This is a genomic window from Blautia caecimuris (assembly GCF_024622975.1).
GTDB classification, from domain to species: domain Bacteria; phylum Bacillota; class Clostridia; order Lachnospirales; family Lachnospiraceae; genus Blautia_A; species Blautia_A caecimuris.
The window spans coordinates 107,351-132,492 of record NZ_JANJZT010000005.1; the positions used below are offsets into that span (position 1 = coordinate 107,351).

Here is a 25,142-nt window from a genome sequence, read left to right on the forward strand (position 1 = left end):
CTTTACTGTTTGATTTTCCGGAGCGCCTGGTAGGCTGCAGCCTGTTCTGCGGCTTTTTTCGTATGTCCGGCACCGTTTCCTGCTGGAATACCGTTGATCCTTACCTCAACTTCAAACTGCTTGTTGTGATCCGGTCCGCTTTCTCCGGTAAGCACATATTCCACCGGCTGCTTTCCGTCCTCCTGCACAAGCTCCTGGAGGATTGTCTTGCTGTCGTAAAAAAGCTGTTTTCTCTCTATATCATTCAGAATGAATTTCAGCACAAATTCCCTGGCTCTCTCAAAACCGCCGTCCAGATAAATCGCGCCCAGAAGCGCCTCTGTGGCATCAGAGACAATGGAATCACGCATTCTTCCGCCTGTCATATCCTCTCCTCTTCCCAGAAGAAGATATTCCGGCAGTCCAAACTGTCTTGCACAATAGGCAAGACTGGGTTCACACACAAGGCTCGCCCTTTTTTTTGTCAGCTCGCCTTCCGGAATCTGTGGAAAACGGGCATAAAGCACATCACTGCTGATCAGCTCCAGAACAGCGTCTCCCAGAAACTCAAGTCTCTCGTTGCAGCCCAGCTTTCCGAGCTTTTTTTCATTGGCGTAGGAGCTGTGTGTCAGCGCCTGACGCAGTAATTTTTTATTGCGGAACCTGTAGCCGATCTTCTGTTCCAACTGATCCATAATCTTTCCCTCTTTCTGTTAATTCTCCTGATGGCTTTCCGCCTTTACAGGAGGCTGAATACGCTCTGCGATTTTTTCATTGATCTTCTGCTGTTTAAACTGAACGCACTGGAAAACCGCATTTTTAATTTCCACCGCTTTTGCGCTTCCATGAGTCTTTACTACAAGTCCTTTCAGACCCAGAAGAGGCGCGCCGCCGTATTTCGTTGTATCAAAATCCTTCAGAGTTTCTTTCAGAGCAGGCTTAATCAGAAGCGCTCCTATTTTACTTCTGAGATTCTTCATCATGCCGCCCTTGATCTTTTTGATCAGAGAGCCGCTGACGCCTTCATAAAGCTTGAGGATCACATTTCCCACAAAGGCTTCGCACACGATTACGTCCGCATAGCCGGAAGGTATGTCTCTCGCCTCAATACTTCCAATAAAATTAATGCCTTCCGTTTCTTTCAGAAGCGGGAAGGTTTCTTTTACAAGAACGTTTCCCTTTTCTTCCTCCGCCCCGTTATTGACAATGGCTACTCTGGGGTTTTTGATTCCCACAACCTGCTCCATATAGATTGAACCCATTTTTGCAAACTGAACCAGATGAGAAGGTCTTGCGTCCACATTTGCCCCGCAGTCGATCAGAAGGCTTACGCCTTCCATGGTAGGGATCAGAGGCGCCAGCGGAGGACGCTCCACTCCTTTGGATCTGCCAACAAGCACCTGTCCACCCACAAGAACAGCGCCTGTACTGCCTGAGGAAACAAAAGCGTCTGCCTCATGTTTTTTTACAAGATTCAGTCCCACTACAATGGAAGAATCCTTTTTTTTGCGGATTGCAAACACCGGAGGCTCTGCTGTTTCGATCACCTCTGAGGTGTGTACGATCTGTATTCTTTCTTCAGGGTATCCCTGATATTTATTTAATTCCTTTTTGATCACGTCTTCAAGTCCGGTAAGGATCACAAAAATATCCTCACGTTCCTTTACGGCTTCTACGGCTGCCTTTACCGGTTCCTCAGGTGCATTGTCGCCTCCCATGGCATCCACAACTACTTTTACTAATTCTGCCATAATACGCCTCCTGTTAAAATTTCAAACTTTATCATACTAAATCTGAAGGGGTAAAGTCAAGAGATGTCAGAAAATTAAAGGGTGTTTTGCGGATTCTCTCCATCCAGGACTGCCTCTGTAAGCCTGTCCCCCTCATAGGTCAGCTTCAGCGAAAAAAACGGGGCATCTTCCTTCAGAAGTTTCAGGAAGATCTTATCTCCCTCCCAGAGATTCAGATTCAGAAGCTCATCCTTTTTTACCCATTCCAGAACGCCTTCATCACAGTCCTTCACCTCTCCGGTGAAACCATCTGCTGTATAAAGACACATATATTCTGTTCCGTAATCCTTCTGTGTAAAGGTAACGATTCCCCGGAATTTCCAGGAGGTCAGCTTCAGTCCGGTTTCCTCATATGCCTCTCTTAAAAGACATTCCTCCGGACTTTCTCCCTCTTCAAAATGTCCCCCGATACCGATCCATTTATCTTTATTTACATCATTTTTCTTTGACACTCTGTGAAGCATCAGATATGCTTCCTCTTTTTCTACATAACAAAGCGTTGTCATGGGTCTTTTTTTCACAGTCCTTCACCTCCTGCAAAAATTTATTTTCTGTTCTGGGCTTCGATTTTTTCCGCAAGATCGTTCAGGTAAACCCAGCGGTCCATTTTTTCTTCCAGAAGAGCTTCCGCCTCTTCTTTTTCCTTTGTCAGCTCATTGAGCTTTCCGGAATTTGTGGCATTGGCCATAATATCCTGATCCAGCTTTTCAATCTTTGCTTCCAGCTTCGCAATATCCTCATCAATAGTATCGTATTCCCTCTGTTCCTTATAAGAAAATTTAAGCTTTGTGGGACGGTTTTGTTTCCAGGTCTTTGCAGAATCCTTTTCTCCGGAATCAGAGACTTCTCTGCTTCCTTCTGATCTTTTTCCGGAATCAGAATCAATGCTGTCTCCGAACCGTCTCTTTTTCGCTTCCAGATAATCCGTATAACCACCCTCATACTGTGTGAGGTTTCCTCTTCTGTCAAACTCAAAAATCCGGTCTGCAATATTGTCCAGGAAATACCGGTCATGAGACACAGCGATCACGATTCCAGCAAAGGAATCCAGATAGTCCTCCAGAATGGTCAGTGTGGGAATATCAATATCATTTGTGATCTCGTCAAGAAGCAGGACATTTGGCGCTGCTGCAAGCACTTTCAGAAGGTACAGGCGCTTCTTCTCTCCTCCGGAAAGCTTTTCTATTGGCGCATACTGCATGGAAGAATCAAACAGAAACTGCTCCAGAAGCTTTGTTGCACTGATCAGTCCGTCCTTTGTGGGAATATACTCTGCAACATCCTTAATATAATCAATTACCCGCTGACTGGTGTTCATTTCCTCAATTTCCTGAGAAAAATAACCGATCTTTACGGTTTCTCCAATCTCTACCGCCCCGCTGTCCGGCTGTATGATACCTGCAATAATTTTAAGAAGCGTAGATTTGCCACAGCCGTTGGGTCCGATGATTCCCAGCCGCTGATTTTTCAGCACAATGTAGTCAAAATCCCGGATGCATACCTTATCTCCAAAGCTTTTGGAAATATGATGAAGCTCAATTGTTTTTTTGCCCATTCTTGTCTCTACAGAATCAATCTCCACGTTTTTGTCGCGGACAGGCGCAGCGCCGTTTTTCAGTGTTTCCAGACGGTCAAGCCTTGCTCTCTGCTTGGTAGTCCTTGCACGACAGCCTCGTTTTGCCCATTCCAGCTCCATTCTGAGAATACTCTGGCGTTTCCGCTCTGACGCCAGCTCCATTTCTTCTCTCTCTGCTTTCATTTCCAGAAACTGAGAATATTTTGCCTCATAGGTATAAATCTTTCCGTGACTTAGCTCCAGAATCTTATTTGTAACACGGTCCAGAAAATACCGGTCATGAGTCACCATGATCACTACTCCCTTAAAACGGTTCAGATAATCTTCCAGCCATCCTGCCATTTCATTGTCCAGATGGTTGGTAGGCTCATCCAGAATAAGAACATCCGTGGGATTAATGAGAACTCTGGCCAGAGCAACTCTTTTTTTCTGACCTCCGGAAAGATGACTGATCTCCTCCTCATGATCCGCAATGCCAAGTTTGTTCAGGATCATATGAGCATCTGTTTCCGGATTCCAGTCCTGCTCCCGCTTTCCTGCAGTCACATAAGATAGGATTGTAGCTCCCTCAGGAAATTCCGGGTGCTGGGAAAGGCAGGAAATGCGCAGCCCGTTCTGCATGATCACCTGTCCCTCGTCCGGTTCCTCTGTTCCTGCCAGAATCCTTAAAAATGTTGTTTTTCCTGTTCCGTTAATTCCGATCAGACCAATCTTATCACCCTGATGGATTCCCACTGAAATATCATCAAAAATCACTTTATCGCCATAGGTTTTGCTGATGTGTTCCATATTTAAAATATTCATATCATTCTTCTCTCTGTACTTTCTTATTTATTTTACTGTAAATACTCAAATTGAAAAAATATATCATGCTCTCCTGTGTTTAATCCGCACGATCTGTCTGCACAAGTAAGTATTCTTTTGTGTCCTCATATAACAGATCCCATTGTGCAAACTTCCGTATTTGTTTATTTTGAAACAACAAAAACTCTTCCTAATAAAAAACATTTCATTTACATTGCTTCTGTCATTTTTATGATTTTATTTTTTCTCATTTTCCGTCTTTGGAAACCTCTTCACATAGTAGATCACAAACAGCACTGCCGTAATGCCCCAGGATACCGGATAACTGAGCATAATTGTCTCAATTCCCGGAAAAACAGGAAGAACGGCCAGCATCCAGGTAATCCTCATGATGCACACGCCGCCGCAGGTTAAAATCACAGGCACAAGCACTTTTCCTGCTCCGCGGAGCGCGCCGGAAAGAATCCCAATGGCTACATAAAGAAAATAGGACGGCATCAGATAGCGCGTCATATAAACACCGATCTCTACCACCTGGTTATCTGTTGTAAACAGCCTGTACAAAGGCTCTGCAAAAACGATCAGCAGGCCGCTGAGCAGAATCGCCGAGCTGTAGGACATTCCCAGACACACCCGCACACTTTTTCGCATTCGTCTTGTTCTGCCTGCGCCATAATTCTGTCCCACAAAGGTAGTAATCGCAATGGAAAAGGCATTGACTACCATCCAGAATACGGCATCGATTTTCCCAAAAGTGCCCCAGGCAGCTACATAGTCGGTTCCCAGACGATTTACAAATACCTGTATCACAATATTTGCCACACAGTACATGGCAGCCTCAATACCTGCCGGAACCCCGATTCGCAGAATTGCTTTAAGCGAAGCGCCGTAGAAACGGATATTTTTTATTTCCAGCCGGAAAAATCCATGATCTCTCATCAGCATTCCCGTAACAAGGACTGCGCTGACTCCCTGACAGGATACTGTGGCAATGGCAACTCCCCGGACTCCCATTCCGGCAGCCACCACCAGAACAATGTCCAGAACAATATTTAAAATACATGCAGTCATCAGAACATAAAGAGGTCTTCTGGAATCTCCCATTGCCCGAAGCACAGAGGCCCCCATATTATAAACAAGATTAAAAACAATCCCCATAAAATAAATATGAAGATAGGTTCTGGAATCTGCCATCAGCTCAACCGGTGTATTCATTGCTTCCAGAACTGCATCTGACAGAAGGAATCCCGCCACTCCGATAATCGCTCCTGCTGCCAGAGAAAAGGCAAAAGACGTGTGTACGGTTTTGTCCAGATTTTTCCTGTCCTGAGCTCCAAAAAACTGAGACACAACGACCGCAGCACCGGAGGTAAGACCAACAAACACCTCAACGATCAGGTTGACAATCTGATTGACCGAGCCTCCTACTGCCGCCAGTGCTTCCTTACCCACAAAACGACCGACAACAATTGTGTCGGCCGTATTATAAATCTGCTGAAAAAAAGTTCCGAATACAATCGGAAAGAAAAATAATAAAAGCTGCTTCCAGATCACACCCTCGGTAATCTGATTTCTTTTGTTCATATCCGCTCTCCCCCCGAGATAAAAATTCCTCTGCTATGCAGTATAGCAGAGGAGCTGAGGAAAATCAATTTTTTGTTAGTTTAATATTTTGAGATTATGTGAGTGTTTCGCATACCCGCTGCGGGAAATTTCCATCTGGAGTTCTCTCAGGCGGTTCTCTTTATGCCGGAATGTCTCAGGAGCATCCTGAAAATGATAACTACTGCAGATACTTCCAAGCTTCATCATTACGGCTCTCCTTGCATATCCTGCGGCAAGACTTATTTTCAGGTATCCATATAAAAGACAACAACTGGCTTTGTGGAAAATTCCGTTTTCATACCGGGAATGGCTTCTCAGATAAGCGGCCATACAAAATACAAGAATCACAGCAAAAGAAATAATTGAAATCTGTTCTGCAAACGTCATGATCACCGACCTCCTTTAAAGAAGCATCTTTATTGTTGTCTATATACTAACTCTTTACTCTGTAATTGTCAATCTTTTTATTGTTAAATAAATATTAATCTGATTTTATCTGTTGATGTGAACAGGGGATTTTTATTTTTCCATTCCTGATAAGTTCATTTCGCATCATTATCCTGAATCAGATACTGTTTCCAATGGCATCAATAATTTCTTTGTAGTCCAGGTCTTCCAAACCATTTCCCGCAGTGGAGGGATAATGGATGACATTATTCCAGTTTTCCGTAACAACACTCCATTCCTCTTCATAAGGCGCAAACAAAACCAGCCGCTTAGATGAGTCAGAAATCTGCCCCGGACATTGCTCATCTCCCCACCAGGAAGTCAGCTCTCCAAAAGATTCTGCCATCCCAGAAGGATAGCAGGGAGATTTTTTTCCATATCCCAGCTTATGTGTAGGAGCATCTGTCCATACTACAATTATATTTCTTCTTTTATCGCCTCCCGGAGTCCATTTTGACTTAATTGCATATCCCAAAGCCTCCAGACCGTCTTCCGGTGTATCCCCGCCTCCTTTTGCATGAATACTTTTTACACACCTTTCAAAATCTTTCGACTGTTCAGGCAGCCGGAAAAAATCAGTTGTCATCATTGCAGAATCACCATCTGCCAGATAATCCCGAAAAGCAATAACCCGAATCCGCATTTCGTTAATATGCTTTCCTTTTCTCTCCATGGCCGCTGTCACATCATGGTAAAAATTCAACGCATTGTTTTTTACTGTATTGATCACCGGACGCATACTGGCTGTTGCGTCAATACAAAATACCATGTCTACATTATACTTAAACAAATAATTTTCTCCCATTCTCTTTTCTCCCAACGTATCTTTTTATGCTTTTAGAATTCGTATCATTACTGGCTGACATCATTCTTATAGATCTTCCGGTTTATAAAAATAATTGCAGAAATCCTCCGACTCCTTTTCCTGGTGAATAATTACTTCTGGTTTTTTTTCAAAAGTCACTGTATCCTCTTCTTCCCATTTCAGTTCTTCCGGCATCTTTATTACCTTTGTCCCACATTTTCCGCAAAAATTTGAATCCTCTTTCAGCCTTGCTCCGCAATATCCGCAAAACATATCGTCCTCTCCTTTTTATCTTATGATTTTATTTATTTTATAAATCTATTTTTACTGCAAGTCTCCTGCCGTATAAAAAAACTCCTCTCCATTACCGGTGTTTTCCTCACTTTTTTCACTTACGTTTGATGTTAAATGCAGTATCAGCTTTGATGAACTTTCCCGATCAGGTTCCAAATCCTCCCATTTTTCAAGAAATTCTGCAAGGCTGATGCGTTTTTCCGGATCAGGCACCAGCATTTTTTCCAGGATCATCCTGTTCCCGGAATCTGTAATATGGTGCAGTCTGACTTCCCCTTTGTCAAGAAGGGCCTCAAACACATAATGATATTTATCGTGATCGAAATCCGGCAGTTCTCCTGTCAGAATCTGATGAAAAATCAAACCCAGAGCAAAAACATCAATTTTGACAGACAACCGTTTATCTTCATCACCTATAATAGCCCGGGCCGTTTCCGGCGCAAAATATACAGGATCCCCATGAATTTCTTTATTAGCGGGAAGAACCTCTCTTTCCCAGAAACAATTATCAAAATCAATCAGCTTTGCCGTCACTGCTCCTGATTCCAGGCGCTTCAGGAGAATATTCTCAGGTTTCAGATCGCCATGCACGATTCCATTTTCATGAAGTCTGTAAACACTGTGTGCCAGTATTCTGCATAATTTCAGTTTTTCCTGCTCGCACAAATCTCCGATAGTTTCCCATCCAATTCCACGAATTTTTTCCATGGTCATGTAATACTTTGTTCCACACCTGAAAAATTCGCAGATGTTTACCAGATTTCCATCGGAAGCTTCATTCAGCGTGCTGTATAAGGAGACAGATCTGTTTTCGTACTTCTCACAGATTTTTCTTTTGCGCGCTGTCATTTCAGGTCCAAAAAGACTTTCATCTACCGGATAGACCGGCGCCAGAAACTCCTTGATAAAATAATCGCATCCGTTCTTTTTGGCAAATGCCCATTTTGAAAAACCACTGTTGTCGGTCTTTAAATCGCCGTCTATGACATATCCGTTAATTACTTTCATTTTTAATTTTCCTGATAAGCTTCATATTCCAGCTTATATTCCTTCCATTCACTTAACAGTCTCTCTTTTCCACTGTCTTCACAGGAATATTTCTGCTCTAATTCCTGTAATCTTGCAGAAAAGTAATGTTTCATATGGACAAAACTGCCGAATCCTGCCGCATATATACACATGGTATAGTCATCTCCGGATATTCTTTTTAACAGCTGATCCATCTCTTTTTTCCATTGTTCCATGCTTTCTGATCTTTTCATGGTTTTCAAAAGAAAACGTTCAAATTCCATCGGAGAACGAAGATAACCAAAACATCCGTCGGTTGCCGAAATAATCAGTGCAGGCAGCTGTTCTATACCTGTTCTTCGATTTAAAACATAAGGATGGGAAGCAGAGATCACATTTTTCATGGGTGCATCCTCGGAAAGATTTTCCAGTGCATCCGTATTGGCAATATCATCCACAGTCACCTGATGCAGACCGCTGCTGTCCAGAATATATCCTCTGGAATCTCCTGCCCAGATAAATTCAGTCACTAAAGCATTTGATTTCCAGGGAGCAATCAAAACCAGTGACAGAGTAGATGGAAATTCCTTCATCAGATTACCTTTCAGCATACTTTTTCCACTTCCAAGCTCAGAACATGCCTTTAAATATCGATCTATCCAACGTTTCAGCTTTTTTACCTCTTTAGATCCGAAACACGCTTTCAGATCGTCCGGAAGGGCAGAAAACCATCTGCGGGACACTTCGGCAAGCACTCTGGAAGCCACATAGGCTCCACTGTGTCCTTCAAAAAATGGATATACCTTAGCACCGCTGCCTCCGCTTCCATCAAAAACACCGATGATTCCTTTTTCCCTGTCTATGTCAAAAAAGAAGCTGTCCTCCCCTTTTCCCGACACTTTTTCTCTGGTCAGGCAAAAGCAGTAATCTGTCACGGTTCTGAAATCCGATTTTCTGTTTCCGTCATTACAATCCTGCTTTTTTGTTTTATTGTTCATCTGAACTGTAATCCTCCTGACTATATCCGTCTGAAGATATGACTTCCTGTTCGCTTTCCGGTATTTTATCTTCATCTGTCATTCTTTCTGTTATTTCTTCACTTTCTGCCTCTCCGGCATCAAAAAAATCTTCTTCAGCTGTATTCATATCCAGATCTTCTCTTATTTCAGCTATCTGACCTTCCAGTTCATTCATCTGCTTTTCCTGCGCTTCAATCTGTTTTTTCTGAGCTTTCTGTTTTTCTGCAATGCCCTTATATTTTATTTGTTGTTCCTGAAGCTGAGCTTCCAGCTTTTCCATTCGTTCCAGTTTCTGTCCCAGATTATCGTTTCTCCTCTGCAATGCTCTGATATAAATACTACCGGACAAAATCAATACTGCAACACAGATTATAATTGATACTTTCACTATTCCGGATATACCGGATACTTTTTTCTGTTTTCCTCCGTTTTGCTTTAATTTTCTCTTTGTATCCTGAAAATCAAAGGGCGAACTCTCCAGATTTTCCGACCGGTAAAATATTTCGTCCTCCTCTTTTGACTTTGTATCGGACAAATTCCTGCCTGTTTTTAATGTTTTCTCCAAAGGCTCTTCCTTTTCTTCTTTATCTGAAATAAAATCAAGAGAAATCCCTTTCCATTGGGGCAAAGTCGTCTGCTCACTTCCGCAAAAAGGACATATTTTTTCGCCGTTTTTTATTCTTTCACCACATGTTCCACAATACATATCATCCTTCCTCATCTTTCCATGCCACATACCTGACATCTTTTTTCACTTTCATCATTCCTGCCGTCACAATAGCTGCATTTCCATCCACAGTCAGTCGGAATATATTGATATATCACTTTTACCTCCATTGTCTTTTGTGACAGAGAACCGGCTGACGCAGGAACCAATGCCGATTTCGTACCATATACAATTCCGGTCTTTATCGGAACTTCTGTTTTTTTAATCTTCTCTTTTTCGTCTTTTATTACCTCATAGCAAAATGCCTCAAGACTCTCTTCTGTTTTCTCGACTATATCCTCTGTTTTTTCACTGTAATACAATGCGCCGGAGTCTTTTTCCGATCCTCCGGACTCACCTTTTATACAAAATTTTACAATAAAAACCGATACCAGTACTGCCAAGCAAACTACAATTAAAATTTCCATACCGTTCCCCTCTCAACCTTCAACCTGTTTGTAAACCTTATTTTGGGATATCATTTATTCTCTTTCTTTCCTTTTCGTCTTATTAATTTTATTTTCTTCATAATCTTTTTTCAATCTGTGGCAACTGATAGGGGCAGATTATTAAAAAACATGATTTTTAAAATACCTTAGTTCCCATACTTTTAAATAAGAAATCCACCAGTCTCGGATCGATGACTGATGGATTTCTTATGATTGAATTCTATTTCATTATGCCGGCAGAAGTGGGACTTTTTATTTATTACTTTCCAGGAGAAAAGCTTTTCTTTAACAAAAAAACAGAACCCCTTTCAGGATCCTGTTTTTACGTTTTCATTAGTCTTCAACTTTAATGATTTCTTTCTTATTGTAGCTTCCGCATGCTTTACAAACTCTATGAGGCATCATCAGGGCGCCGCATTTGCTGCATTTTACCAGGTTCGGAGCACTCATCTTCCAGTTTGCACGTCTTTTATCGCGTCTTGCTTTAGATGTTTTGTTCTTTGGACATATGGACATAGGTTACACCTCCTTAAATTTACTAAATATATCACTGATAGCTGCCATGCGGGGATCCTTCGGCTCCTCTGCGCATCCGCAGGGACCGTCGTTGAGGTTTTTCCCACACTGGCTGCAGATGCCTTTGCAGTCGTCTCTGCAGAGGACCTTCAAAGGCCAGCTCATCAGTACCTCAAGATAGACCAACCGGTCCACATCCAGGTCCATTCCTGTGAGATAGTTGCTTTCATCCAGATCATTGACCCGTTCCTCATCCGTAAGCTTCATATCCAGCTTGCGCTCAATATGACATGGAATTTCAACCTTAACCTGTTCCAGACAACGGTCACAGGGAATGCTCACTGTCACACATGTATTGCCGGTCAGCTCAAGAACCTTATTTCCGGTATTTGTAATGACTAAATCTACCGGTTCTTTTTTTAATACAGGAAACTCACCCATCTGGAAAGAAACTGTTTCCATCTCCAGCTCTGTGCTTACCTGTATTGTTTTTCCTTCACAGGATGTAACATCTGATAAATGAATCTGCATAATTATCTCCTATTCACACTTAATCAATTATACATAGGAGGGCTTCCTTTGTCAAGGATTTTTACCTTCTGTTACGACAATTCTGTTATTTTTTGTCAAAAATGTCCGGAGGGCTCATAAGCTCCAGAGGATAATCGCCCAGATGCTCCACCTTGAATCCGTTTGCCTTGTATTTTTCGTAATCAAAAGCATTCAGCTCATCACAGGCCAGCTTATGAAACTCATAAAAATTCGGCCAGTATTCATATCCATCTCCCAGGTTATGAGTAAGATATGCATCTGCAATATCGCAGCCCATCTTTGGCGCCACATAAAATGCCCCCATAGCCAGGACATTCACACCATTTCCGGTAATTGCCCGAAGAGCTGCCGGAACACTTTCTACTACTCCGGAAAATACTCCAGGGCATTTACCTGCCGCAATGTGGATTCCCATTCCTGTTCCACAGAAAATAAGAGCACGTTCAAATTCTCCTTCTGATATCATAGAACCAACCCTTAGTCCGATTCTGTGAAACATAAGATCTGTATCCTCATCCTCAGGGGACTGCACTCCCACATCTGTCACTGTCCATCCATATTCTTTCAGGTGAGCAACTACTGCTTCTTTTAGAGGAAAACCTGCAAAATCTGCGCCTACAAGAATCTGCTTATCTTTAATCGTCTTCATATTTTTCCCCTCCTATTTTGTACTCTTAGGTTTCTGGCTGAAGTAGTCGATTACAAGGGCAAGTATCAGAACAGCGCCCCATATCAGTGTTACATAATAGGTAGAAACGCTTCTGAAACGATTGATACCTGATTCAATCATCTTCAGAAGAACAATTGCTGTGATCACACCGGAAATCTTTCCTTTTCCGCCATTTGGACTTACGCCGCCCAGAACCACCAGAAGAATCGCCTGCATCGTATAATTGCTTCCATAATCTGCTCTGGCTGAAGAATATGTTGCCAGCATCATCAGACCGCCTAAAGCTGCACAGACTGATGAAGTAATATAGGTACGGAATAAAAGCGCATGGGTATTGATCCCGGAAAATTTGGCAACATGGGCGTTGGTTCCATAAAGCCGGAGTTTTGTTCCATATGTACATTTTTCAAGCATAAACCAGATGAGCACTGCTACCACAATAAACACGATCAGTCTTCTTGGAATAAATCCCATAAAATTCCCTGAGAAAAAATCGCAGAACTGTTTTGGGAATGAGGATACTGCAGATCCGTTTGTAAATACAATGCATAGTCCTGTAAGAAGCTCATTCATACCCAGGGTAGCCAGTATAGGCGGCACTCCCAGGCATGAGATCAAAAAAGCATTGACACTTCCCACCACAACGCCAGTCAAAATAGCGATCAGAAAGATCACAGCTGAAAATGACAGAGGCATGGGACCCTCTTCTCCAAAAAAATGCATCATGGTGTATACACTGAGAATAGAAGCCATATTTGCTGTTCCTACTACAGAGAGATCGATTCCTCCGGTGATCATGCACAACATGCATCCCAGAGCCATAAGTCCGTATTCCGGAAACTGTCCTGCCATAGTCAGAAAATTAATTCCTGTAAAAAATTTTTCTGCCTGAGTAAACATCATAAATATCAGCCAGCAGGCCATGATCAAAAGCAGTCTGCTCATTTCAGGATTTTTTCTGTAAATACTTTTGACTTTGTTCATCACGCACCCTCCTTTGCTGTTTTCTTCCTGCTTCTGGAGGGCCTGGAGGCCTGCAGGGCAGTCAGAGATACGCCGATCACAATAACAAGACCTACAAATACATCACTCCATGTTGTGGGAATTCCAAGAAGAATCATGGAATTCTGTACCAGAATGATCAGGAAAGTACCAAGCATACACCCTGTAAGGGTACCTGCTCCTCCTGTAAGAGCAACGCCTCCCAAAACCACTCCGGCTATGATATTCATCTCCATACCAAGCATATTTGTCGGATGGCACTGCTGCATCATACATACACGACAGATTCCACCAATAGAAGCAATTACTCCGATCATAATATACATGATAAATTTTGTTCTTTTCACATTAAAGCCTGCGGTATGTGCGCTGAGAGCATTTCCGCCTATTGCATAAATTCCCCGCCCAAAAATGGTATAGCGAAGAACAAAATGCATCAGAGCACATACCAGCACAAGAATAATAAATGTATAGGGAAGAATGGAACTGAGTCCGTTTACCTTATTTGTTGCCGTAACAAAAGAAGCGGTTCCAAATTCCTTCATACCGGCCGGAATCACCGACAACTGATTTGCCCGTAATGTTCCCTGCATAAATCCCTGAAAAATACTGGCTGTGCCAAGTGTTACGATCATGGCATTCAGATTCAGGTATCCGATAAAAAATCCGTTGATCGCCCCCAGAAGAGCTCCGATCAGAATTGCGATCACAAATGCCAGAAGCACATTTCCCTCATATTCTCTGTCAAGGAGAAATTTTGTGGTGGCATATGCGGAAAGCGAAGCCAGTGCCGGAAAAGAAACATCAATACCGCCTGCGATCAGGGCCATAAACTCTGCTATGGCAAAAAGTCCCGGTACGATCATGGCGCTCAGAAGATCCACTATATTATTTCCTGTAAAAAACTGTCCGGAACGAACCTGAACTACTATTCCCAGAGCAATAATAATCAGGAATATATATGGTTCATTTGACTGAAATATTTTTCTGATTTTTTTGTTCATATGACTGCCTCCTACATCATATCATCAATGATCATCTGCTCACTGACCTTCTGCGTATCATATTCGGACTTGATTTTTCCGTTTCTGATCACAAGAACTCTGGAACAGTTTTGAATTACCTCTGGAAGATCATCTGAAATGATAATAACTCCAAGCCCCTGATTTGCCAGCTTCTGCAGTACCATATGTATGTCATGTTTTGATCCAATGTCTACTCCCACAGTTGGACCATTGAGAATCAGTACATCAAGATTGCATGCAAGCCATTTTGCCAGTACAATTCTCTGCTGGTTTCCTCCGGAAAGAGTTGTTGCCGGATTATCGGGATTCTTTGTTTTGATTTCCAGTTCTTTTACCCATTTTTCTACTTCCTCATTGCGTTTCTTCAGATCAAACATTCCATTTTTCTTTTTCAGCCTGTCAATCTCTGATATGATAATATTATCTGCAATGGACTGCGTAAGAAAAAGCCCTTCTGAAAGTCTGTCCTCCGGAACATAGCCGATTTTGTTATCAATAGCCTCCCGGGGGTTTGTGATTTTCACAGGTGTACCGTCTTTCAAAATCTGACCGGAGTCTGCAGGTTTCAGCCCAAACATAGAAAGCGCCAGCTCTGTACGTCCGGAATCAAGAAGTCCTGTGATTCCCAGGATCTCACCTTTTCGGAGAGAGAAACTGATATCGGAAAAAGCTCCCTCAAGAGTAAGATTTTTTAATTCCAGAACAGGTTTATCCGATACATTTTCAGGCGTAAAGATCTGATCACTGAATTCTCTTCCTGTCATATAATAGGTAAACTTCTTATCATCCAGCTCCTTTGTACTTCCTGTCGCAATCATTTCTCCATTCCGGAAAATCGTAAATCTGTCAGAAATCTCAAATACCTCATTTAATTTATGGCTGATAAACAGGATTGCAATTCCCTGTTCCTTTAATTTCAAAATAATTTTAAATAATGCAGTTACTTCTTTTTTTGTCAGAGCAGTTGTAGGCTCATCCATAATGATCAGCCGGGCATTGGACATAAGCGCTCTGGAAATCGCCACCATCTGCTTCTGTGCAACAGTCAGCTCCTGGACTTTCTGATCCAGATCTACTTCAAAATTAATTTTCGCCACTGCCTCCTGAGCAATTTTTCTCACTTCTTTCCATCGCACTGTTTTTTTGCCTGATGCAAGTTCTGTATTCAATGCCAGATTTTCTGCAACTGTCAGATTGGGAAACAATGCAAAATCCTGATAAATTACCTGGATTCCCATATTGATCGCATCAATAGGAGAAATTTTTTCCAGTTTTTTTCCTCCAAATTCTATAGTTCCGCCATCCCTTTGATACACGCCGGATATAATTTTGATAATCGTTGATTTTCCACAGCCATTTTCTCCCGCCAGACAGTGGATCTCGCCTGGAAGAATCTCCAGTGATACGTCCTTAAGCGCATGAACATTTCCAAAAGAAATTTTTACATGTTCCGCTTTTAACAAGCTCTGCGTCATAAGCTCCTCCTCTCCGCTCTCTCATATCCCATTCACGGATATTCTGAAAGGAATCCGCCGGCTGTTACACCGGCGGTTCCTGTTCGCTCATAAAATCAGAATCCAAGGCCATCTACATTTTCAGCATCAATTGTAATCCAGCCCTGTCCTTCCAGAACGGTTTCATTTCCTTCCCGGAAATTCATTTCTGTATAACCGTCCACATTCAGATTTAGTGGAGCAGCAATCTCTTCACCATTGAGCACCTTGCATGCCAGATTTACCATTGCCTCACCGGATTTTGCAGGATCCCACAAAGTCAGGGATTTCAGAACTCCGGATTTCAAAAGCTCTGCATTGTCCGCCGGCATACCTGTTCCGGAAGTAAAAAACTTATCTACAAGACCAAGCTCCTGAATTGCTCTTGCAACACCAGGTGCGTCAAAAGAAGATGTTCCCATGATGCCCTTCAGGTCAGGGTAGGTTTTAATCAGCTCTTTTGCCACATTATAAGCGGTATCACCATTATCATCAGATTCTACACGTGGATTTTCTTCCAGAAGAGTCATATTTGGATAATGCTCTTTCTGATACTCTACTGCTGCATCTGCCCATTCATTATGAGAACCATTTGTAAGAGAAGCTACCATGGTGGTATAAACTCCCTCTTCTCCCATTGCTTCTGCAAGATTCTGCATAATAAAAGCTCCATATCCCTCGTTTGAAAAAGCCTCAATGTCATAATCTACATTTTCCAGATCGGCTCCCTCATGGGTAATAACTACAATTCCTGCATCCTTCGCTTTTTTCAAAGTAGAATCCATGGATTCCATATCTACAGGAACTACACAAATAGCATCTACGCCCTGAGCGATCAGGTCTTCTACAAGCTGTGCCTGTCTTGTGGCATCAATGGTTCCTGTATCAATCTGATAACAGTTTACCCCTGTTTTTTCTGCAAATTCCTTTACACCGGTATCCATACGAACAAACCAGGGATTCGTAGAATCCTTAGGTACAACTGCAATCTCCCACTCTTCTTCTGCTGCCTTGATCACAGACTCATCTTTTGTGGGATCAGGTTCCTCTGATGCATATACAGATGTACAGGTTCCTACTGTACCTGCTGCCAGCATTGCACATAAAGTCACTGCTATTGTTTTTTTCATTTTGAATTCCTCCTTTGTTTTTCCGTGTCATTTTAATATTTGAAAAACGATCCATACACTGCAAAAGATTTTCGGATTATCAATTGTCCCCCTTCCTGCTTTTGTTAATTGTTTTTATTGTTTGAATCGTTTCAAAATATTTGTTAATTTTATGCGGCACTTTCTGTACCGCACATTGTTTTATCAACAGGATTCCCGGATAATAATTTTCTGAGGAAGCACAATCTGCTCCGTTTTTCCAGTCTGCTTCATTCTTTTTACTACCTCCCACAACGTCTTTCCAAAAAGCTCCTGATCCTGTTCCGCTGTAGTAAGTCTTGGATTGATATATCCTGAAAGATCCAGATTATCAAAACCAACTATTCCAAAATCACCAGGAATCGAGTATCCTTTTTCATTGATTGCCCTCATCATTCCAATCGCCAGGTAATCAGAAGTTGCAATCCAGGCTTTTGGGAGATTCTCTTTTTTGTTATGTTCCAGAAGCCATTTCATATACAGATAGCTGTTTCTGAGTTTGTCCAGAGATAAGGACTTATCTTCAAATACGCATTCTTCAGGATTTTTAAATCCATAATAATGCATTGCTTCTATAAAGCTGTCCCGTCTCTTTCTGATATTTTCCAACTCTGTAAGTTCCGCCATCAGTCCAATAGTCTGATATCCTTTTTCTTTCAGAAGCCTGACTAATTCAAAAACAACCTGATGATTTTCATAATTTACACTGGATGTGTTTTTTACAAAAGTCTGTCTGTCTGCCAGAATTACATGCATATCTTTTTTTACCAGACGACGTATCTCTGTTTCATCGTTATATCCGTTAAATATGATTACCGAAGAACCCTGCTTGCAGCTTCCCAGAAGACGCAGCTGCTTCCTTTCTCTCTCGTCAGAATACTCATAGCCGGAAATATTTACAGAATATCCTGCTTTATAAGCATATTCCATCAAAGCACTGATGATATTGGTATAAAAGGCATTCCTGAGATTAGGAGTAAGTACATAAATAGTTTTACTGTTTTTACTCCTAAGTGAACTTGCCAGTGCATCCGGAGTATAATCCAGGTCATTAATAGCCTGTTGCACCTTCTCTGCCTTTTCCGGTGAAACAGATACTGTTCCATTCAGATAATTGGAAACCGTCCCAACCGAAACACCTGCATATTTGGCTACCTGGGTAATGGTAACTTTTTTTTTCGTCATATTATTTAATCCTTCCATAAACAGGCGTTTTGAAACGTTTCATTGGATTCAGCATACAATCATTTTTCCTGAATGTCAATATGTTTTATTATTTTTGTCATTTTATAACATTTTAAAACGCCTACTTTTGTAATATATGCACAAACCATAAACAAGCATCTCTGTTCATTGTCTGTAGTCCTGAACAATAATAGATATAAAATTAAAATGTACTTTTATATCTATACATGAGAAAACTCACCCCTTTCGGGGTGAGCCTTCCTGAAAATCTTATATAATCACAACTGTCTTTTTATACAAGAGCAACTGTCTCTCTGCAGATTGCAAGCTCTTCGTTTGTAGGAATTACTGCAACCTTAACTTTGGAATCCGGTGTGGAGATTACAATCTCCTCGCCGCGTTTTTTGTTGATCTCTTTGTCGATGGAGATTCCCAGGTAGCCAAGGTAAGAGCATACGTCCTCACGTACAAGGTTGTCGTTCTCACCGATACCTGCTGTAAACACGATTGCGTCTACACCATTCATAGCTGCAACATATCCGCCTACATATTTTGCAATACCATAGCCAAGAGCCTCTCTTGCGTTCTTTGCATCTACATTGCCTTCTGCTGCTGCATCTTCCAGGTCACGCATATCGCTGGAAAGTCCGGACATTCCGTACAGACCGGATTTTTTGTTCAGGACATCCATAACGCCTGCAATATCCAGATTTTCTTTCTTTGCAATGAACTCCATGATAGCCGGATCAATGCTTCCGGAACGTGTTCCCATGATCAGACCCTCAAGCGGAGTCATACCCATGGAAGTATCAATGCATTTGCCGTTTACAACTGCGCTGACAGATGATCCGTTGCCCAGGTGGCATACAATAACTTTGGAGTTTTCTTTGTCCAGACCCAGGAATTCAACCGCACGTTTGGAAACAAAGCTGTGGGAAGTTCCGTGGAAACCATATCTTCTGATCTTGTAGTTTTTGTAATAATCAAGCGGCAGACCATAGAGATATGCTTTCGGCGGCATTGTCTGATGGAAAGCAGTATCAAATACGCCGACCTGCGGTACGCCAGGCATAAGCTCTGAGCACACGCGGATACCGATCAGGTTTGCCGGGTTATGAAGAGGAGCAAGGTCGTTGCACTCTTCCACTGCTTTGATCATCTCATCTGTGATAACTGCAGAAGAAGCAAATTTCTCTCCGCCGTGTACAACACGATGACCGATGGCATCTACTTCTTTCAGGCTCTTGATTGCGCCTGTTTTTTCATTTGTAAGAGCGTCAAGCACCATCTGGATTGCCTCTTTATGTGTGGGCATCGGAGCTTCTGTGATCTCTTTTTCACCGCCGGCTTTTTTGTAAACCAGTCTTCCGTCAATTCCGATTCTCTCGCAGAGACCTTTTGCAAGAACTGCCTCTGTATCAGAGTTGATAAGCTGATATTTTAAGGAAGAACTTCCACAGTTAATTACCAATACATTCATGATTTTTACTCTCCTATTCTTTGTATGTACTACGATCCATAATCAAAAACAGCCTCGACAGGACTGCATGCACCGGAAGAAGTTTTATTTGTCTTCTGCCTGGCACTGTACAGCAGTAATTGCTACAACACCAACGATATCGTCTGCTGAGCATCCTCTGGAAAGGTCATTTACCGGTTTTGCGATACCCTGGGTAACAGGTCCGTAAGCTTCAGCTTTAGCAAGACGCTGAGCAAGCTTGTATCCGATGTTTCCTGCATCCAGATCCGGGAAGATCAGAACGTTTGCTTTTCCTGCAACTTCGCTGCCTGGAGCCTTGGAAGCGCCTACGCTTGGAACGATAGCTGCGTCAAGCTGGAATTCTCCATCCAGTTTCAGTTCCGGATGCTCTTCTTTTGCGATTCTGGTAGCCTCTACCATTTTGTCTACATCTGCATGCTTTGCGCTGCCCTTTGTGGAGTGTGAAAGCATGGCAACGATCGGCTCTTCCTGTACCAGAAGCTGGAAAGATTCTGCAGAAGAAGCCGCGATTGCAGAAAGCTCTTCCGGTGTAGGATTCTGGTTCAGACCGGAGTCAGCAAATACAAATGCGCCGTTTGCGCCGTACTCACAGTTCGGAACTACCATCAGGAAGAAAGCAGATACCAGCTTGGTTCCCGGTTTTGTTTTCAGGATCTGCAGACACGGACGAAGTGTATCTGCTGTAGAATGGCATGCACCGGATACCATTCCGTCTGCGTCGCCCATCTTAACCATCATAACACCGTAGTATGGATACTGTGTGTGAAGAATCTCTTTTGCCTTCTCCGGTGTCATGCCTTTTTTTGCTCTCAGCTCAACAAATTTGTCAATGTAAGCCTGAGTTCTGTCAGAAGTTTCCGGATCAACAATAGTAGCTCCGGAGATGTCGAATCCGCCTTCTGCTGCTTTTGCCTTAATAGTCTCCTCATTACCGATCAGGACGATCTTGGCAACGCCCTCTTTCAGAATCTTGTCAGTTGCCTCAAGAGTTCTCATATCCTCTGTCTCTGGCAGTACAATTGTTTTAATGTTTTCTTTTGCTCTTTTTTTGAGCACTTCAACAAATCCCATGATTAAAATGGCTCCTTTCATTATTTGGCCTGACGGCCCGATGAGACGCTTCTGTAAGCATCTCACAGATAAGTTTATTATACCCCCTGGTATTGCTTATTTCAAGCATTTCCCACTGATAATTCATAATCAGAAGGTATTTTTTAAGGTGCAATTTTTCGTTTCTGAATGTTTTGTCCAAACAGAAGCTGTTTCGTTTGTTTCAATGGAAAATCTGTGCTAAAATAAAATCCTCAATATTTCAGAAAACCGGAGAAATCATATGAACGTTACGGGAATCATTGCAGAATATAATCCCTTTCATCTGGGTCATCTGCACCAGATCACTTATGTAAGGGAAAAACTGAACTCTGATTATATCATTGTTGCCATGAGCGGAGATTTTGTTCAGCGGGGAACCCCTGCCCTTCTCTCTAAATATACACGGGCCGAGGCCGCCCTTCTGTGCGGCGCGGATCTCGTACTGGAACTGCCTGTACAGGTTTCTTCTGCCAGTGCGGAATTTTTTGCAGGGGGAGCTGTTTCTCTTCTTAACGGATTAGGAGTCGTGGATCAGTTATGTTTCGGAAGCGAAGAGGGGACTGTGGAGGGAATGCAGCTGGCCGCCCGTATTTTAAACGAGGAGCCGCAAGGCTTCCGTGATCTTCTGAAAAACAGCCTGAAGCAGGGAATGTCCTTTCCCGCAGCCAGAAGCCAGGCTCTCGGCAGGTATCTTTGCACGTTACATTCTTTGGGCGAAAAAAATCTGTCCGCATTTTCGGACACCCTTCTCTCTTCTCCCAATAATATTCTGGGAATCGAATACTGCCGCGCCCTTCTCAGACTTCACAGCTCCATCAAGCCAGCGACACTGAAGCGGGAAGGCTCCGGGTATCATGACCTTGCATTAAAAAACAATCAGGCTCCTTCTGCCTCTGCAGTCCGTGCTTTTCTTTCAGAACAGAGCGGCCGGACTCCTTCATCCGACAGTGTTAAAGATTTTTCTGCTCTGGAAAACATGCTTCCCGCTGCCTCCCTTCAGCTTCTGAAAAATGCATTTTCCAGACAGGAATTTCTTACAGAAAACGACCTTGACCTGATTCTGCACTACTGTCTTACAGGACAAACATCAGAAGAACTCAGTAAATATGCAGACGTTTCTCCTGACCTTGCAGCGCGGATCATCAACTGCCTGAATGATTACAGAGGCTTTTGTCAGTTTACAGAACTTCTGAAAACAAAGGAACTGACACATACAAGAATCCAGAGGGCTCTTCTGCACATTCTTCTTCAGATCAGAGAAACCCCTAAAGAGCTTTCCTTCGGCAGGGTTCTGGGATTCAGAAAAAGCGCTTCCCCTCTTTTAAAAGAAATAAAAAAAAGAGGAACCATTCCCCTAGTGACCAAGCCCTCTTCGTCAGCGAAAACATTTACTGCGGATAAAAAAAAACTGCTGGATACCAATACCGCAGCCTCCAACATATATGAAAGCCTGATCTGTCATAAGACAGGACGGGCCTTTGTTCACGAATACCAGAAACAGATGATTCTGATTCCCTAAATTTCAAAGGGGAAAACGAAAAATGTCGTTTTCCCCTTCAGAAACCTGTAAGTCTTTCCTGAGTCCCGGTGCTTTTTCATATTCTCTGATTTATCTCAGTTTCCACACTCAATGCTGATCTCATTAAACTTCTCAAGAATGTCATCAATACTCATGGCAGCCTTTTCCTCACCTGCGCAATCGATCACACTTTTTCCCTGATGCATCATCAGAAGCCGGCTTCCATAATCTACCGCATACCGGAGATTATGAGTAACCATGATCGTTGTCAGATGTTTTTCTTTTACAATTTTGTCCGTAAGCTCCATAATAATCTCTGCTGTTTTTGGATCCAGAGCTGCTGTATGTTCATCAAGGATCAGAAATTCAATAGGCGTCATCGTTGACATGAGAAGAGCCATTGCCTGACGCTGTCCCCCGGAAAGAGAGCCCACTTTTACATGCATTTTATCTTCCAGTCCCAGATTCAGAGGTCTCAGAAGCTCCCGATAATATTCAACTCTGTGTTTATTCACGCCTCTTCCAAGTCCAAAGCGTTTTCCTTTATTGTCTGCCAGAGACATGTTTTCCAGAATGGTCATGGACGGACAGGTTCCAAGAGACGGATTCTGGTACACACGGCCGATCTTTTCGTTTCTTTTAAACTCTTTTGCATTTGTAATATCCCTGCCGTCCAGAAGGATATTCCCTGACTCTACCGGAATACTGCCGCAGATAATATTCAGCATGGAAGTTTTTCCCGAACCGTTGCTGCCCACCACAGAAAGAAACTCTCCATCCTTAACTGTAAGGTTAAAGCCTTTGAACAGGCACATTTCATTGACTGTTCCCGGATTGTAATATTTATAAATGTTTTTTAACTCAAGCATCGATCTTCACCTTTTTCTTTCTTTCCATGCTGATCAGAAGCACGATCAGAAACAGCGCTGCTGTAATAAGCTTCATATCCTGGGGTTCAAAATTTCTCATTGCAACAGCAGTACATGCCTTGTAAAGAACAGAACCAAGAATCACAGCCGCAGTTGCTCTGATAAAGGTCAGCTTCCGGAACAGGCTGGTTCCAATAATAACACTGGCAAGGCCTATGACCACCGCGCCGGTTCCCATGGAAATCTCAAACACTCTTTCCTCCTGACAGAAAATACATCCGGCCAGAGCGATCAGTCCGTTTGCAATAGCAAGACCCAGGATTTTTACATTTCCCTGATCCTTTGCAAGGGAAGTCACCAGCTTTTCATTGTCGCCTACTGCTCTTAAAAGAAAGCCCGATTTGCTTTTCATATAAAAGTCAAGTACCAGCTTTGTGATCAGCGCAAGAATCACGATCACGATCAGTGTGGCATAAGGCTTCACAGCCTCCGGAAAAAGATTTTCCAGAAAGCTGTTTTTAAAAATAGTTTCTTTGGAAAACAGAGGGACATTGGAGCTTCCTGCTATACGGAGGTTAATGGTCCACAGCGCGGTCATCATGATAATACCGGATAAAAGATCCCGGACCTTTCCCTTTACATGGATCAGTCCTGTACATGCTCCGGCCAGCGCCCCTGCTGCAAAAGCAGCCGGAAGGGTCACATAGGGATTTACGCCCTTTGCGATCAAAGCTGCGGTTACTGCAGCCCCCAGGGGAAAGCTTCCGTCTGTAGTCAGATCCGGAAAATCCAGTATTTTATATGTGATATAAACACCCAGAGCAAGAATACCGTAGATCAGTCCCTGCTCAATGATCGTGATAATAAAATCCATGGCCTTTCAACCTCCATAAAAATCTTTGTTACGCTTCTGTAATTTCTTCAAAAACCTCTGCTGCCGTCTCAGTCATTTCCTCCGGAATCTCGATCTCCAGCTTTTCTGCCGCCGCAGTATTCACATACAGAGATGCCTCTTCGATCGTTTCAAAAGGAAGCTCAGAGGCTTTTTTCTCACCCTTTAATACCTGAGCAGCCATTTTTCCGGTCTGTTTTCCAAGTTCAATATAATCAAGTCCCTCTGCTGCAAGGCAGCCCAGTTTTACCTGTTCGATCTCGCTTCCGAATACCGGGATTTTTTTCTCATTTGCCATTTCAAGGATTGTGGGAAGGGATGAAACAACAGTATTGTCTGTAAGGTTTGTCATACAGTCAACCTTTTCCAGAAGCGACTGCGCAGCCAGTGGAATATCCGCGGTTGTTGCAATTCCCGCTGTCTCGATCTTAAAATCATATTCTCCGGCAAGCTCCTCATATTCCTTTACTGCCGCTTCAGAATTCGCCTCGCTTGTGGTATACATGATTCCAATGGTCTCTGCTTCCGGAAGCATCTGGCGGATCATTTCAAGCTGCTGCTTTACCGGAAGCTTATCGCTTGTTCCTGTGATCTCACCTACAGGGTTTCCCTCGTCGTCGGCAAGCTCTGCTGCCAGAGGATCTGTAACTGCTGTATAAATAACCGGAATACCTGCGTCCATTGCTGCATTATAAAGACTCTGGGCGCTTGGAGTGGCAATTCCCACCATAAGATCCACTTTATCCGCTGCAAACCCGTCAGAAATCTGTCCGCAGGTTCCCATATCTGCTGCTGCATTCTTATATTCTACGGTAAGATTTTTGCCCTCTTCAATGCCTTCCTCTTTCAGTCCTTCCAGAAAGCCTTCTCTGCAGTTGTCCAGAGATCCATGCTCTGCAAACTGCTCGATCCCAATAGTATACTCTTCTTCCGCATAAACCGTTGCTGTTCCTGCCAGTGTCATTGTCAGTAATGCTGCTCCTAATACCTTTGCTGTTGTTTTTGTTTTCATGTTGTTTTCTCCTCTCTCTACGATTCTTTTTGCTTTACCGGAAGTATATGCCAGCCTCCGGCATCCTGTCTGCGAGAAAGAAAGCTGTGATACCTGTCCTTTGAAACAAAAAACCGCCCCAAGCTAATGCTTGAGACGGTAATAATTTCTTATTATCGCGGTACCACTCAAATTGACAAAATGT

General features: G+C 42.8%; 26 protein-coding genes and 1 other annotated feature (1 of these 27 cut by a window edge). Of the genes, 1 reads left to right on the plus strand and 25 read right to left on the minus strand.

What is annotated here, in order from left to right:
• Nucleotides 1–2 precede the first annotated feature (2 nt).
• From rnc to pta, 22 genes are all read right to left on the minus strand, one after another.
• Nucleotides 3–674, minus strand: a complete 672-nt coding sequence (gene rnc, locus NSA57_RS05105; protein ID WP_138270292.1) for a ribonuclease III — start codon at nt 672–674, stop codon at nt 3–5.
• 18 nt (nt 675–692) lie between these two features.
• Nucleotides 693–1,730 (minus strand): phosphate acyltransferase PlsX, encoded by a 1,038-nt coding sequence (gene plsX / locus NSA57_RS05110; RefSeq protein WP_257464201.1) that lies wholly within the window; start codon nt 1,728–1,730, stop codon nt 693–695.
• A 74-nt stretch (nt 1,731–1,804) separates the two neighbouring features.
• A complete protein-coding gene (locus NSA57_RS05115; protein WP_257464202.1) occupies nt 1,805–2,290 on the minus strand; it encodes an NUDIX hydrolase in 486 nt (161 codons plus the stop codon).
• A gap of 23 nt (nt 2,291–2,313) precedes the next feature.
• A complete protein-coding gene (locus NSA57_RS05120; RefSeq protein WP_173752161.1) occupies nt 2,314–4,149 on the minus strand; it encodes an ABC-F family ATP-binding cassette domain-containing protein in 1,836 nt (611 codons plus the stop codon).
• A 237-nt stretch (nt 4,150–4,386) separates the two neighbouring features.
• Nucleotides 4,387–5,733: an MATE family efflux transporter gene (locus tag NSA57_RS05125; protein WP_257464203.1), complete on the minus strand. Its 1,347-nt coding sequence runs from the start codon at nt 5,731–5,733 to the stop codon at nt 4,387–4,389.
• A gap of 75 nt (nt 5,734–5,808) precedes the next feature.
• The gene (locus tag NSA57_RS05130) at nt 5,809–6,141 is read right to left on the minus strand and encodes a hypothetical protein (RefSeq protein WP_257464205.1); all 333 of its coding nucleotides are present in this window, start codon (nt 6,139–6,141) and stop codon (nt 5,809–5,811) included.
• A 178-nt stretch (nt 6,142–6,319) separates the two neighbouring features.
• The gene (locus tag NSA57_RS05135; protein WP_022067655.1) at nt 6,320–7,006 is read right to left on the minus strand and encodes a vWA domain-containing protein; all 687 of its coding nucleotides are present in this window, start codon (nt 7,004–7,006) and stop codon (nt 6,320–6,322) included.
• 66 nt (nt 7,007–7,072) lie between these two features.
• Nucleotides 7,073–7,279 (minus strand): zinc ribbon domain-containing protein, encoded by a 207-nt coding sequence (locus tag NSA57_RS05140; RefSeq protein WP_257464206.1) that lies wholly within the window; start codon nt 7,277–7,279, stop codon nt 7,073–7,075.
• A gap of 51 nt (nt 7,280–7,330) precedes the next feature.
• Nucleotides 7,331–8,308 carry a serine/threonine protein kinase gene (locus NSA57_RS05145; RefSeq protein ID WP_147598924.1) on the minus strand — a complete coding sequence of 326 codons (978 nt, stop codon included), beginning with the start codon at nt 8,306–8,308 and terminating at the stop codon, nt 7,331–7,333.
• Between the two features lie 2 nt (nt 8,309–8,310).
• A complete protein-coding gene (locus NSA57_RS05150) occupies nt 8,311–9,306 on the minus strand; it encodes a protein phosphatase 2C domain-containing protein (RefSeq protein ID WP_257464207.1) in 996 nt (331 codons plus the stop codon).
• Nucleotides 9,296–10,033 (minus strand): hypothetical protein, encoded by a 738-nt coding sequence (locus NSA57_RS05155; protein WP_257464208.1) that lies wholly within the window; start codon nt 10,031–10,033, stop codon nt 9,296–9,298. Before NSA57_RS05155 ends, NSA57_RS05150 begins: the two co-directional genes overlap by 11 nt.
• A gap of 11 nt (nt 10,034–10,044) precedes the next feature.
• The gene (locus tag NSA57_RS05160; protein ID WP_257464209.1) at nt 10,045–10,461 is read right to left on the minus strand and encodes a hypothetical protein; all 417 of its coding nucleotides are present in this window, start codon (nt 10,459–10,461) and stop codon (nt 10,045–10,047) included.
• Between the two features lie 354 nt (nt 10,462–10,815).
• Complete coding sequence (rpmF, locus tag NSA57_RS05165) at nt 10,816–10,998, minus strand: 50S ribosomal protein L32 (protein ID WP_022067649.1); 183 nt, start codon at nt 10,996–10,998, stop codon at nt 10,816–10,818.
• 3 nt (nt 10,999–11,001) lie between these two features.
• Nucleotides 11,002–11,529 (minus strand): YceD family protein, encoded by a 528-nt coding sequence (locus NSA57_RS05170; RefSeq protein WP_257464210.1) that lies wholly within the window; start codon nt 11,527–11,529, stop codon nt 11,002–11,004.
• A gap of 85 nt (nt 11,530–11,614) precedes the next feature.
• Nucleotides 11,615–12,199: an RpiB/LacA/LacB family sugar-phosphate isomerase gene (locus NSA57_RS05175; RefSeq protein WP_257464211.1), complete on the minus strand. Its 585-nt coding sequence runs from the start codon at nt 12,197–12,199 to the stop codon at nt 11,615–11,617.
• 12 nt (nt 12,200–12,211) lie between these two features.
• Nucleotides 12,212–13,204, minus strand: coding sequence for an ABC transporter permease (locus NSA57_RS05180; RefSeq protein ID WP_257464212.1), 993 nt, complete (start codon nt 13,202–13,204; stop codon nt 12,212–12,214).
• The gene (locus NSA57_RS05185; protein WP_257464213.1) at nt 13,204–14,226 is read right to left on the minus strand and encodes an ABC transporter permease; all 1,023 of its coding nucleotides are present in this window, start codon (nt 14,224–14,226) and stop codon (nt 13,204–13,206) included. Before NSA57_RS05185 ends, NSA57_RS05180 begins: the two co-directional genes overlap by 1 nt.
• A gap of 11 nt (nt 14,227–14,237) precedes the next feature.
• Nucleotides 14,238–15,722 carry a sugar ABC transporter ATP-binding protein gene (locus NSA57_RS05190; protein ID WP_257464214.1) on the minus strand — a complete coding sequence of 495 codons (1,485 nt, stop codon included), beginning with the start codon at nt 15,720–15,722 and terminating at the stop codon, nt 14,238–14,240.
• A 95-nt stretch (nt 15,723–15,817) separates the two neighbouring features.
• Nucleotides 15,818–16,870, minus strand: a complete 1,053-nt coding sequence (locus tag NSA57_RS05195; protein WP_257464215.1) for an autoinducer 2 ABC transporter substrate-binding protein — start codon at nt 16,868–16,870, stop codon at nt 15,818–15,820.
• 183 nt (nt 16,871–17,053) lie between these two features.
• Entirely contained in the window at nt 17,054–18,073 is a 1,020-nt protein-coding gene (locus NSA57_RS05200; protein ID WP_257464216.1) for a LacI family DNA-binding transcriptional regulator, read from the minus strand.
• Nucleotides 18,074–18,365: 292 nt separating this feature from the next.
• Entirely contained in the window at nt 18,366–19,553 is a 1,188-nt protein-coding gene (locus NSA57_RS05205; RefSeq protein ID WP_138270851.1) for an acetate/propionate family kinase, read from the minus strand.
• A gap of 84 nt (nt 19,554–19,637) precedes the next feature.
• Entirely contained in the window at nt 19,638–20,645 is a 1,008-nt protein-coding gene (pta, locus tag NSA57_RS05210) for a phosphate acetyltransferase (RefSeq protein ID WP_022067645.1), read from the minus strand.
• A gap of 262 nt (nt 20,646–20,907) precedes the next feature.
• On the opposite strand from pta, the gene NSA57_RS05215 reads away from it, so the two are divergent.
• Nucleotides 20,908–22,185, plus strand: coding sequence for a nucleotidyltransferase (locus NSA57_RS05215; protein ID WP_147600193.1), 1,278 nt, complete (start codon nt 20,908–20,910; stop codon nt 22,183–22,185).
• Nucleotides 22,186–22,280: 95 nt separating this feature from the next.
• Here NSA57_RS05215 and NSA57_RS05220 read toward each other — a convergent pair whose 3' ends face one another.
• From NSA57_RS05220 to NSA57_RS05230, 3 genes are read right to left on the minus strand one after another with little or no spacing between them, the layout of a single operon-like run.
• A complete protein-coding gene (locus NSA57_RS05220) occupies nt 22,281–23,054 on the minus strand; it encodes an ABC transporter ATP-binding protein (RefSeq protein WP_257464217.1) in 774 nt (257 codons plus the stop codon).
• On the minus strand, nt 23,047–23,928 hold the full coding sequence (locus NSA57_RS05225; protein ID WP_147600191.1) for an ABC transporter permease: 882 nt from the start codon (nt 23,926–23,928) through the stop codon (nt 23,047–23,049). The genes NSA57_RS05220 and NSA57_RS05225 overlap by 8 nt, the downstream gene beginning before the upstream one ends.
• 28 nt (nt 23,929–23,956) lie before the next feature.
• Nucleotides 23,957–24,958: an ABC transporter substrate-binding protein gene (locus tag NSA57_RS05230; RefSeq protein ID WP_257464218.1), complete on the minus strand. Its 1,002-nt coding sequence runs from the start codon at nt 24,956–24,958 to the stop codon at nt 23,957–23,959.
• Between the two features lie 128 nt (nt 24,959–25,086).
• Nucleotides 25,087–25,142: a binding site (T-box leader), on the minus strand (it continues 192 nt past the right edge of the window).

Coding starts and splice junctions, on each gene's coding strand:
- NSA57_RS05120 (WP_173752161.1), bottom strand. CDS start 4,149: ATGAATATTTTAAATATGGAACACATCAGCAAAACCTATGGCGATAAA.
- NSA57_RS05195 (WP_257464215.1), bottom strand. CDS start 16,870: ATGAAAAAAACAATAGCAGTGACTTTATGTGCAATGCTGGCAGCAGGT.
- NSA57_RS05145 (WP_147598924.1), bottom strand. CDS start 8,308: ATGAAAGTAATTAACGGATATGTCATAGACGGCGATTTAAAGACCGAC.
- NSA57_RS05150 (WP_257464207.1), bottom strand. CDS start 9,306: ATGAACAATAAAACAAAAAAGCAGGATTGTAATGACGGAAACAGAAAA.
- NSA57_RS05180 (WP_257464212.1), bottom strand. CDS start 13,204: ATGAACAAAGTCAAAAGTATTTACAGAAAAAATCCTGAAATGAGCAGA.
- NSA57_RS05185 (WP_257464213.1), bottom strand. CDS start 14,226: ATGAACAAAAAAATCAGAAAAATATTTCAGTCAAATGAACCATATATA.
- NSA57_RS05190 (WP_257464214.1), bottom strand. CDS start 15,722: ATGACGCAGAGCTTGTTAAAAGCGGAACATGTAAAAATTTCTTTTGGA.
- NSA57_RS05175 (WP_257464211.1), bottom strand. CDS start 12,199: ATGAAGACGATTAAAGATAAGCAGATTCTTGTAGGCGCAGATTTTGCA.
- plsX (WP_257464201.1), bottom strand. CDS start 1,730: ATGGCAGAATTAGTAAAAGTAGTTGTGGATGCCATGGGAGGCGACAAT.
- NSA57_RS05135 (WP_022067655.1), bottom strand. CDS start 7,006: ATGGGAGAAAATTATTTGTTTAAGTATAATGTAGACATGGTATTTTGT.
- NSA57_RS05200 (WP_257464216.1), bottom strand. CDS start 18,073: ATGACGAAAAAAAAAGTTACCATTACCCAGGTAGCCAAATATGCAGGT.
- pta (WP_022067645.1), bottom strand. CDS start 20,645: ATGGGATTTGTTGAAGTGCTCAAAAAAAGAGCAAAAGAAAACATTAAA.
- NSA57_RS05215 (WP_147600193.1), top strand. CDS start 20,908: ATGAACGTTACGGGAATCATTGCAGAATATAATCCCTTTCATCTGGGT.
- NSA57_RS05230 (WP_257464218.1), bottom strand. CDS start 24,958: ATGAAAACAAAAACAACAGCAAAGGTATTAGGAGCAGCATTACTGACA.
- NSA57_RS05155 (WP_257464208.1), bottom strand. CDS start 10,033: ATGTATTGTGGAACATGTGGTGAAAGAATAAAAAACGGCGAAAAAATA.
- NSA57_RS05160 (WP_257464209.1), bottom strand. CDS start 10,461: ATGGAAATTTTAATTGTAGTTTGCTTGGCAGTACTGGTATCGGTTTTT.
- NSA57_RS05225 (WP_147600191.1), bottom strand. CDS start 23,928: ATGGATTTTATTATCACGATCATTGAGCAGGGACTGATCTACGGTATT.
- NSA57_RS05130 (WP_257464205.1), bottom strand. CDS start 6,141: ATGACGTTTGCAGAACAGATTTCAATTATTTCTTTTGCTGTGATTCTT.
- rpmF (WP_022067649.1), bottom strand. CDS start 10,998: ATGTCCATATGTCCAAAGAACAAAACATCTAAAGCAAGACGCGATAAA.
- NSA57_RS05140 (WP_257464206.1), bottom strand. CDS start 7,279: ATGTTTTGCGGATATTGCGGAGCAAGGCTGAAAGAGGATTCAAATTTT.
- NSA57_RS05205 (WP_138270851.1), bottom strand. CDS start 19,553: ATGAATGTATTGGTAATTAACTGTGGAAGTTCTTCCTTAAAATATCAG.
- NSA57_RS05125 (WP_257464203.1), bottom strand. CDS start 5,733: ATGAACAAAAGAAATCAGATTACCGAGGGTGTGATCTGGAAGCAGCTT.
- NSA57_RS05170 (WP_257464210.1), bottom strand. CDS start 11,529: ATGCAGATTCATTTATCAGATGTTACATCCTGTGAAGGAAAAACAATA.
- rnc (WP_138270292.1), bottom strand. CDS start 674: ATGGATCAGTTGGAACAGAAGATCGGCTACAGGTTCCGCAATAAAAAA.
- NSA57_RS05220 (WP_257464217.1), bottom strand. CDS start 23,054: ATGCTTGAGTTAAAAAACATTTATAAATATTACAATCCGGGAACAGTC.